Below are 8,184 nucleotides of genomic sequence, written 5' to 3' on the forward strand. Positions count from 1 at the left end.
ACCGCCACCAGCCCCACCCCCGCGCGCCGCCGCGCCGCTTCTGCCCGGTCGGGCCGGTTCCAGCGGCGGTCGCAGGCCGCGATCAGCGCCCCGATCCATGTCACCGGATGGCCGATGCGGGCGAACAGCCCCGCCGGATAGCCCACCGCCCGCTCGATCAGAAGCGCCGCCAGCGCCAGCCCCACCGCCATCCCGCTAGCTCCATATCCGCGCGGGTCCGCGCGCCAGATACCCCTCGGCCAGCGCGACGGTGCGGGCGGTAAATCCCGCGCCCCCCAGCGCTGCCGCCGTGTCGTTGCCCGCCCGGCTGGCCAGCCACGCCGTCAGTTGCAGCCGCCGGGCCAGCACCATCACCGGCAGCATCGCGACCTCGGCGGCGCCCAGAGGGGCCACGCGGCGGTATCCCCTGGCCCAGCCGTCGGCGAGGGCGGGCAGGCGCGGGTCATCCTCGATGAAGGAGACGGCGGCGGCGAAATCGAACAGCCACCAGCCAAAGCCGCAGTCGTCAAAGTCGATCACCGTCAGCCCGGCGCCGTCGGTCATCAGGTTCGCCAGCCGCAGATCGGCGTGGATCAGCCCGAAGCGGTCGTCCCCGCCCCCCCATGCGGCGAGCCGCCGGTCCAGATCGTCGACCAGCCGCGCCAGCACCGCGCGCCCCGCCGCGTCGAGGCCCGGCGCCGCACCCCAGTCCCCCCAGATTGCCGCCGGTCCGAACAGCGCGGCCGCGTCCCACCGCTTGCGGCGGAACCCGGCGGGGCGCGACCAGCGGCGGGCGTGGGCATGCAGCCGGGCGGCGACGGCGCCCAGTTCGGGAAACCAGCGGCCCAGATCCTCATCGGCCGCCAGCACCCGGCCCGCCAGCCGCCGGAACGCCACGACATGGCGCCCGCCGCTGTGCTGCAACACGCGCCCGGCACGATCGGGGACCGGACGCACGCTGGCCACGCCCGGGTGGTCGCGCAGCGCCGCCAGCCAGGCCAGTTCCGCCGCGATTTCCCCGGCGGCATGATAGCCCTCCCGGTGGAGGCGAAAGACCACATCGCCCGCCGCCCAGGTCTCGTTCTCGGAGTGGCACAGGCGCGACAGCGGCGCGTCCGGCGCCAGCCCGTAGCGCGGCAGCAGCGGACGGATCAGCGCCTCGGCCGAGGGCGTCCGATCCGGGGTCGCACCATGGTCGGGCGCCGCCGCCACCCTCAGAACTCCACGCCCGGCTGGGCCTTCACGCCGGCGCGGAAGGGGTGTTTCACCAGCGTCATCTCGGTCACCAGGTCGGCGGCCTCGATCAGCGCCTCGGGGGCATTGCGGCCGGTCAGCACGACATGGTTGAGGGGCGGTTTCTCGGCCCGCAGGAAGGCCACCACCTCGTCCGCCTCCAGATAGCCATAGCGCAGGGCGATGTTGATCTCGTCCAGCACGACCATGCGGATGTCGGGATCGCGGATCAGCGCCTGCGCCATCCGCCAGCCGCGTTCGGCGGCGGCGATGTCGCGGGCGCGGTCCTGGGTGTCCCAGGTGAAGCCCTCGCCCATGGCGTGGAACTGGCACAGATCGCCGAAATGCCCGGTCAGCAGGCGCCGCTCGCCGGTGTCCCACGCGCCCTTGACGAACTGCACCACGGCACAGGGCATGCCGTGCGCGACGCAGCGCAGGATCATCCCGAAGGCCGAAGACGACTTGCCTTTGCCCGCCCCGGTGTGGACGATCACCAGCCCCTGCCGGTCGGTCTTGTCCGCCATCTTGCGGTCCTGCGCGGCCTTGCGCGCGGCCATCTTGCGGGCGTGGCGGGCGTCTGCGTCTGCGTCTGCGTCTGCGTCTGCGGTCATGGCGTGTCCTTTGCTGCGGGATCGGTGCGGCGCATCAGATAGATGTCCATGATCCAGCCATGGCGCGCCCGGGCGGCGGCGCGGGTCTGTGCGATGCGGGGCGCAAGCTCGGCCAGCGGCCCGGCCAGCGTCAGCTCCTGCGGCATGCCCAGATAGGCGCCCCACCAGATCGTGATCCCGGCGGGATAGAGGCTCTCGTAGGCGCCGCCGCTGTCGAGCATGACCGCGACCGTCCCCGCCCCCGGGGGCCAGCCCTCGGCGCGCAGGCGCCGCCCGGTGGTCACCAGAACCGGCGCGCCGATATCATTGAGGGGGATGCGATGCGCCGCGCACAGCGCCTGAAGCGCGGTGATGCCGGGCACGACACGAAGCCGTGGCGCGGGCGCCAGCCGGGCCGCGATGCGCAGCGCGCTGTCATAAAGCGACGGGTCGCCCCAGATCAGCAGCGCCACGCGCCGCGCCTGCGCCCCGGCGGCGGTCCAGGCCCGCGCGATGGCGTCGTGCCAGGCGTCCACCGCGTCCAGATAGTCGCCGTCCGCATCCCGGCGCGGCATGTCGAATTCGACGATCGGCGCATCGTCGCCCAGCACCCGGGCGCAGATCGCGCGGCGCAGGTCGGCAAGGTCGGCCTTGGTCGTGCCCTTGCGCGGGATCAGCACCAGATCGGCGGCGCGCATCGCCGCGATCCCCTGAAGCGTGAGGTGGTCGGGGTTGCCGGTGCCGATGCCGATGAGGGTCAGCTCATCCATCCGTCCCCTCCTCTGCCAGCGGGCCATAGAGGATCAGCACCGGGCCCGTCCCGTCCCCCGGCGCCGCCGCGAACTCCGCAACGGTGCCGCGCGTCAGCCGCTGGTCGGGGGTCGTCACGGCCTCGGCCATCAGCGCGGGCGTGGCCCCCGGAAGGCCGCGCGCCATCAGCCCGCGTGCGAGGTCGGGAAACGTCCGCCGCCCCATGAACACCACCGTGGTCGCATGGCGATCGGCCAGCGCCTCCAGATCGATGTCGTCCGGCAGGCGCCCCGTCGCGTCATGGCCCGTCACGAACTGTACCCGCCGCGCGGTCAGCCGCCGGGTCAGCGGGATGCCCGCCGCGGCGGCCGCAGCACAGGCCGAGGTGACGCCGGGCACGATCTCGTGCGGGATGCGGGCGGCGCGCAGGGCGCAGATCTCCTCCTCCAGCCGACCGAACAGGCCCGCGTCGCCGGATTTCAGCCGCACCACCCGGGCGCCGGTCCCGGCATACTCCACCAGCAGCCGGCTGACGTGGTCCTGCCGGGGCGAGGCGCGGCCAGCCCGCTTGCCCACCCCCACGAGGTCGGCCCCCGCGCGCGCCTGCGCCAGGATCGGCCCGGCGGCGAGGTCGTCGAACAGCACCGCATCCGCCCGCCGCAGCCGGTCCACGGCCTTGAGGGTCAGAAGCTCCGGATCGCCGGGCCCGGCGCTGACGAAACTGACGAAGCCGGTCATGGCGCCTCCGCGATCAGGTGGAAATAGCTGCCGCTGACGCGGCCCCGGTGCGACCCGGTCTCGGGCACCGGGCGGCCGGCGGCGTCGGTGACGGCGGCCAGCGGGGGATCGGGTTGTTCGATCACCGTGGAATAATGGAATTCATGGCCCAGCAGCGCCGCGCCCGTCCCATGCCCCGGCATCGCCGCCGCCAGCACCGCGCGGCGATAGCCCAGATGCAGCCGCCGTCGGGCGTAGCTGGTGACCAGCCCCAGCAGCCCCGCCATCGGGTGGCGCACGCCGTCCGCGTCGATCAATGCGGCGCCCAGCACCATGTAGCCGCCGCATTCGCCATGCACCGGGCGGGTTGCGGCGTGCGCGCGCAGGGCCCCGAGGAACCGCCCCGCCGCCGCGATCCGGCCCGCGTGCAGCTCCGGATACCCGCCCGGCAGCCAGACCAGATCGGCGGCGGGGTCCGGACCCTCGTCCGCCAGCGGTGAGAACGGCAGCACCTCGGCGCCCGCGCGGCGCCAGCCCTCCAGCAGATGCGGATAGGCAAAGGAGAACGCCGCGTCCCGCGCCATCGCGATGCGCTGGGCGGGGGGGGACGGCCAGCCGCCCGGGACGGACGCGGGCCCATGCCCCGCCGCCGCCCGCAGTGCCGCCAGATCGGTATGGTCGCGCACAAGCCCCCCCAGCTGTGCGAGGATCCCCTCCAGCCCCGGCTGCTCGCCCGCCTGCACAAGGCCCAGATGCCGCTCGGGCAGCGCCATGTCGCGCCGGCGGGGCAGCGCGCCCAGCACCGGCAGGCCCAGACGCGCCATCTCCTGCCGGATCATCGCCTCGTGCCGGGCGCCCGCGACGTTGTTGAGGATCACACCGGCCATCGGCGGCGCCCCGGGGTGGCGGGCAAAGCCCAGCGCGGTGGCCGCGGCCGATTGCGCCTGCCCGGCCACGTCCAGCACCAGCACCGCCGGCCAGCCGAAGTGCCGCGCCAGTTCCGCCCCCGAGCCATGCCCCGACACCCCCCGGTCGGCCGCCCCGTCATAAAGGCCCATGGACCCCTCGGCGATCACCAGATCGGCGCCCGCGGCCCGGGCCGCCACCGCCTGCAACAGTCCCGCGCCCATCGCCCACAGATCAAGGTTGAACGACGCCACCCCCGCCGCGGCCCGATGGAACGCCGGGTCGATGTAATCGGGGCCGTTCTTGAACGGCTGCACCCGCAGCCCGGCATCGCGAAACGCGCGCAACAGGCCCAGCGTCACCGTCGTCTTGCCCGCACCCGAGGCGGGCGCGGCGATCACCAGCCCGGGCGGCGGCGGCGCCATCTCAGCCCCTCGCCCGGACCGGCCGGAACCGGCGGTCATAATCGGCGGCATAGAGCTGGCTGTCGGCAAACCCCTCGGCCGCCAGCGCCGGACCGACGAGGATCAGGGCGGTGCGCTCGATGCCCTCGGGCATGGCGGCCACGAGGGTGGCAAGGGTCGCGCGGATCACGCGCTGCTCGGGCCAGCTGGCACGGTAGACCACCGCCACCGGGCAACCGGGGCCGTAATGCGGGGTCAGCTCGGCCACCACCCGCTCCAGCGTGTGGATCGACAGGTGGATCGCCAGCGTCGCCCCGGTGGCGGCAAAGGCCGACAGCCGCTCGCCTTCGGGCATGGCCGAGGCGCGGCCGGGCGTGCGCGTCAGCACCACCGATTGCGCCAACCCCGGCAGCGTCAGCTCCGCCTCCAGCGCGGCGGCGGCGGCGGCGAATGCGGGCACGCCGGGCGTGACGCTGACGGGAATGCCCAGTGCCTTCAGCCGCCGCATCTGCTCGCCCATGGCCGACCAGATCGACAGATCGCCCGAATGCAGCCGCGCCACGTCCTGTCCCGCCGCATGGGCCCGCGCGCATTCGCCCATGATGGCATCAAGGTCCATGGGCGCGGTGTTGACGATCCGCGCGCCGGGCGGGCAGTGGGCAAGGATCGCCTCGGGGACCAGCGACCCGGCATAGAGGCACACCGGACAGGCCGCGATCAGGTCGCGCCCGCGCAGCGTCAGAAGATCCGGCGCGCCGGGGCCGGCGCCGATGAAATGGACGGTCATGGGGTCTCTCCGGTTGCGATGGCACAGGTGGCCATCCGGTCGGCGGATATCGCGCGGGGGCGGGTCAGCCACGCGCCGGGTCCGGCGGCGGCGAGGGCTGCGGCCTCGGCCACCGATCCGGTGGCGCGGGCGGCGCGCACGCGGGGTGCCTCGGTCATGGTGGGCATGGCGGCGAGGCGCCGGGCCGGAATGGCATGCACCGGCAGGCCCAGCCGGGCCGCGAGGGCGCACAGGGCCGCAGCACCGGCCTTGTCTGCGGGGGCGGCCAGCGCCACCAGCCCCGCCGCGCCACCCGCGCGGGCCAGCGCATCGCCGAGGCTGTCGACCCCCGCGGCGGCGCGAAATCCAAAGCCCGCCACCCTCATCGCGCCACGCTCCACTGCACCACGGGGTAGCGCGCGCGCCAGCCATGGCGGGTGCCCAGCGGCTGCGCCTCGGCCAGCGCGATCCGCAGCAGGCTGCCGCCGCGTGCCCCATGCCACGTCGCCAGCAGCGCCTCGGACTCCAGCGTGACGGCATGGGCGACAAGCCGCGTGCCGGGCACAAGGCGGGACCACAGCGCGTCCAGCAGCGCCGCCGACAGCCCGCCGCCGATGAACACCGCCTCGGGCGGGGCGAGGCCATCCAGCGCCGCCGGGGCGGTGCCTTCGACCACGCGCAACCGATCAGCGCCCAGTGCCGCAGCATTGGCGCGGATGCGGGCGGCGCGGGCGGGGTCGGCCTCGATCGCCGTGGCCTGCGTGGACGGGTGGGCGCCCAGCCATTCGATGGCGATCGAGCCCGAGCCCGCACCGATGTCCCACAGATGCGCGCCCGCCCGGGGCGCCAGCGCCGACAGCGCCAGCGCGCGCACCGGGCGCTTGGTGATCTGTCCGTCGTGGGCGAACAGCTCGTCGGGCCATCCGCTGGCGGCGGGGATGGTCGCGCCCGCGCCCGCGACCTCCAGCCCGACGCAGACCGGATGGGCGATGTCGCCCGGGGCCGGATCGGCGGCGGTCGTCTGCCGGACCCGCGCGCGCGGGCCGCCCAGCGCCTCCATCACCCACAGCCGCGTGGCGCCGAAGCCGAGGTCGGTCAGCCATCCGGCCAGCTCCGCCACCGCGGCCCCGTCGCGCAGCAGCACCAGCGCCCGGGCGCCGGGGGTCAGGTGCGGGCGCAGCCGGGCCAGCGGCGCGGCATGCAGCCCGAGGCACGCGGTGTGCTCCAGCGCCCAGCCCAACCGCGCGGCCGCCAGCGAAAATGCCGAGGGCGCAGGCAGCACCCGCCACTCGCCTTCGGGGAATTCCCGTGCGATCACACGACCCGCCCCGAACCAGAACGGATCGCCCGAGGCCAGCACCGCCACCCGCCGCCCGCGCAGCCCCCGCAGCACCGGCAGCCCGTCGGCAAAGGGCACCGGCCAGGCGATCCGCTCGGCCGTCAGTTCGGGCAGCAGCGCCAGATGGCGGGGCGGCCCCATCACCACCTCGGCGCCCTCCAGCGCGGCACGGCTTGCGGGGGGCAGGCCGTCCGGGCCATCCTCGCCCATGCCCACGACCGTCAACCAGGGACCCTCAGCCATGCGTCCGAACCTCCTGATCCTCGGCGGCACGATGGAGGCCTCGGCGCTGGCCGGGCTGGTGGCAGGACGCGGGCTGCCCGCCACCCTGTCGCTGGCGGGGCGGGTGGACCGGCCCAAGCCCCAGCCGGTGCCCATGCGCGTGGGCGGATTTGGCGGGGTGGATGGGCTGGCGGCGTGGCTGCGTGCGCACGCCATCACCCATGTGATCGACGCCACCCACCCGTTTGCCGCCCGGATCAGCCGCAACGCGGTGGCCGCCTGCGCGCAGGCCCGCGTGCCGCTGGTTGCCCTGACCCGCCCGGCCTGGGCACCCGGGCCGGGCGACCGCTGGCGTCCGGTGCCGGATATCGAGGGGGCGGTCGGCGCGTTGGCCGGGGCGTCGCGGCGGGTGATGCTGGCGGTGGGCCGGATGCACCTCGCGGCCTTCGCCGCGCAGCCGCAGCATTTCTACCTGTTGCGGCTGGTCGACCCCCCGGCAGAGGCGGTGCCCTTGCCGGAGCACCACGCCCTCGTCTCGCGCGGGCCGTTCACCGAAGCCGGCGATCGCGCGCTGATGGCCGCGCACGGGATCGATCTGGTGGTGGCCAAGAACTCGGGCGGCACCGGCGCGCGGGCCAAGATCGACGCCGCCCGCGCGCTGGGGCTGGCGGTGGTGATGATCGATCGCCCCGCCCTGCCGACGCGGCAGGAGGTGGCGTGCCCCCGGGCGGTTCTGGACTGGCTGGGTCATGCCGGGGCCGATCTGGGGGTATAGACGAAGGGCACGCCCGCACGGGCGATCACCCGGGTCAGCGACGACCCCACGAGGACGACCGTGCGCATGTCGGCCATCTCGGGGCGGGCCTCGGTCAGGGGGACGACGCGGATGTCCTCGTCCGGGGTGGTGACGGCGCGGGCAAAGATCACCGGGCGGGCATCGCCGCAGGCCGCGCGCAGGACCTCCAGCACGCGGGCAAATCCGTCGGGGCGGGCCCGGGAGCGGGGATTGTAGAACGCCATCGCGAAATCCGCCTCGGCCGCCAGCCGCAGCCGTTTTTCGATCAGCGCAAAGGGCTTGAGGTTGTCGGACAGGTTGATCGCGCAGAAATCATGCCCCAGCGGCGCACCCGCCCGCGCCGCCGCCGCCAGCATCGCCGTGATCCCCGGCAGCACCCGGACATCGAGGTCGCGCCAGGGGGCTGGCCCGGCCTCCATCGCCTCGAACACCGCGGACGCCATGGCAAAGACGCCCGGATCGCCCGAGGACACCACCACCAC

At 74.8% G+C, this 8,184-nt stretch carries 10 protein-coding genes and 1 pseudogene; 1 reads left to right on the forward strand and 10 read right to left on the reverse strand.

The window, feature by feature from the left end:
* The 9 genes and pseudogenes from CCR87_RS04965 to cbiE all read right to left on the reverse strand — a co-directional run.
* A pseudogene (locus CCR87_RS04965) lies at positions 1–191 on the reverse strand (adenosylcobinamide-phosphate synthase CbiB); the annotation flags it as partial.
* Between the two features lie 4 nt (positions 192–195).
* Entirely contained in the window at positions 196–1,191 is a 996-nt protein-coding gene (locus CCR87_RS04970) for a phosphotransferase enzyme family protein (protein ID WP_338048877.1), read from the reverse strand.
* A 2-nt stretch (positions 1,192–1,193) separates the two neighbouring features.
* A complete protein-coding gene (gene cobO, locus CCR87_RS04975) occupies positions 1,194–1,823 on the reverse strand; it encodes a cob(I)yrinic acid a,c-diamide adenosyltransferase (protein ID WP_201156459.1) in 630 nt (209 codons plus the stop codon).
* Positions 1,820–2,572, reverse strand: a complete 753-nt coding sequence (gene cobF, locus CCR87_RS04980; protein WP_201156460.1) for a precorrin-6A synthase (deacetylating) — start codon at positions 2,570–2,572, stop codon at positions 1,820–1,822. Before cobF ends, cobO begins: the two co-directional genes overlap by 4 nt.
* A complete protein-coding gene (gene cobA / locus CCR87_RS04985) occupies positions 2,565–3,290 on the reverse strand; it encodes a uroporphyrinogen-III C-methyltransferase (RefSeq protein WP_201156461.1) in 726 nt (241 codons plus the stop codon). The genes cobF and cobA overlap by 8 nt, the downstream gene beginning before the upstream one ends.
* Positions 3,287–4,600: a cobyrinic acid a,c-diamide synthase CobB gene (locus tag CCR87_RS04990; protein WP_201156462.1), complete on the reverse strand. Its 1,314-nt coding sequence runs from the start codon at positions 4,598–4,600 to the stop codon at positions 3,287–3,289. Before CCR87_RS04990 ends, cobA begins: the two co-directional genes overlap by 4 nt.
* Before the next feature lies 1 nt (position 4,601).
* Positions 4,602–5,366: a precorrin-4 C(11)-methyltransferase gene (cobM, locus tag CCR87_RS04995; RefSeq protein WP_201156463.1), complete on the reverse strand. Its 765-nt coding sequence runs from the start codon at positions 5,364–5,366 to the stop codon at positions 4,602–4,604.
* A complete protein-coding gene (locus tag CCR87_RS05000) occupies positions 5,363–5,731 on the reverse strand; it encodes a cobalamin biosynthesis protein (protein ID WP_201156464.1) in 369 nt (122 codons plus the stop codon). Before CCR87_RS05000 ends, cobM begins: the two co-directional genes overlap by 4 nt.
* A complete protein-coding gene (cbiE, locus tag CCR87_RS05005) occupies positions 5,728–6,927 on the reverse strand; it encodes a precorrin-6y C5,15-methyltransferase (decarboxylating) subunit CbiE (protein ID WP_201156465.1) in 1,200 nt (399 codons plus the stop codon). Before cbiE ends, CCR87_RS05000 begins: the two co-directional genes overlap by 4 nt.
* Here cbiE and CCR87_RS05010 point away from each other — a divergent pair.
* Positions 6,926–7,681: a cobalt-precorrin-6A reductase gene (locus CCR87_RS05010; protein WP_201156466.1), complete on the forward strand. Its 756-nt coding sequence runs from the start codon at positions 6,926–6,928 to the stop codon at positions 7,679–7,681. The genes cbiE and CCR87_RS05010 overlap by 2 nt on opposite strands.
* On the opposite strand, the gene CCR87_RS05015 is transcribed toward CCR87_RS05010, so the two are convergent.
* On the reverse strand, positions 7,654–8,184 hold a 531-nt coding region (locus tag CCR87_RS05015), incomplete at its 5' end, for an SAM-dependent methyltransferase (RefSeq protein WP_201156467.1). The two genes, CCR87_RS05010 and CCR87_RS05015, sit on opposite strands and share 28 nt — an antisense overlap.

Origin of the sequence: Rhodobaculum claviforme (genome assembly GCF_016653255.1) — a bacterium.
GTDB lineage: Bacteria > Pseudomonadota > Alphaproteobacteria > Rhodobacterales > Rhodobacteraceae > Rhodobaculum > Rhodobaculum claviforme.

Coding starts and splice junctions, on each gene's coding strand:
- CCR87_RS05010 (WP_201156466.1), top strand. CDS start 6,926: ATGCGTCCGAACCTCCTGATCCTCGGCGGCACGATGGAGGCCTCGGCG.
- cbiE (WP_201156465.1), bottom strand. CDS start 6,927: ATGGCTGAGGGTCCCTGGTTGACGGTCGTGGGCATGGGCGAGGATGGC.
- cobA (WP_201156461.1), bottom strand. CDS start 3,290: ATGACCGGCTTCGTCAGTTTCGTCAGCGCCGGGCCCGGCGATCCGGAG.
- CCR87_RS04990 (WP_201156462.1), bottom strand. CDS start 4,600: ATGGCGCCGCCGCCGCCCGGGCTGGTGATCGCCGCGCCCGCCTCGGGT.
- CCR87_RS05000 (WP_201156464.1), bottom strand. CDS start 5,731: ATGAGGGTGGCGGGCTTTGGATTTCGCGCCGCCGCGGGGGTCGACAGC.
- cobM (WP_201156463.1), bottom strand. CDS start 5,366: ATGACCGTCCATTTCATCGGCGCCGGCCCCGGCGCGCCGGATCTTCTG.
- cobO (WP_201156459.1), bottom strand. CDS start 1,823: ATGACCGCAGACGCAGACGCAGACGCAGACGCAGACGCCCGCCACGCC.
- cobF (WP_201156460.1), bottom strand. CDS start 2,572: ATGGATGAGCTGACCCTCATCGGCATCGGCACCGGCAACCCCGACCAC.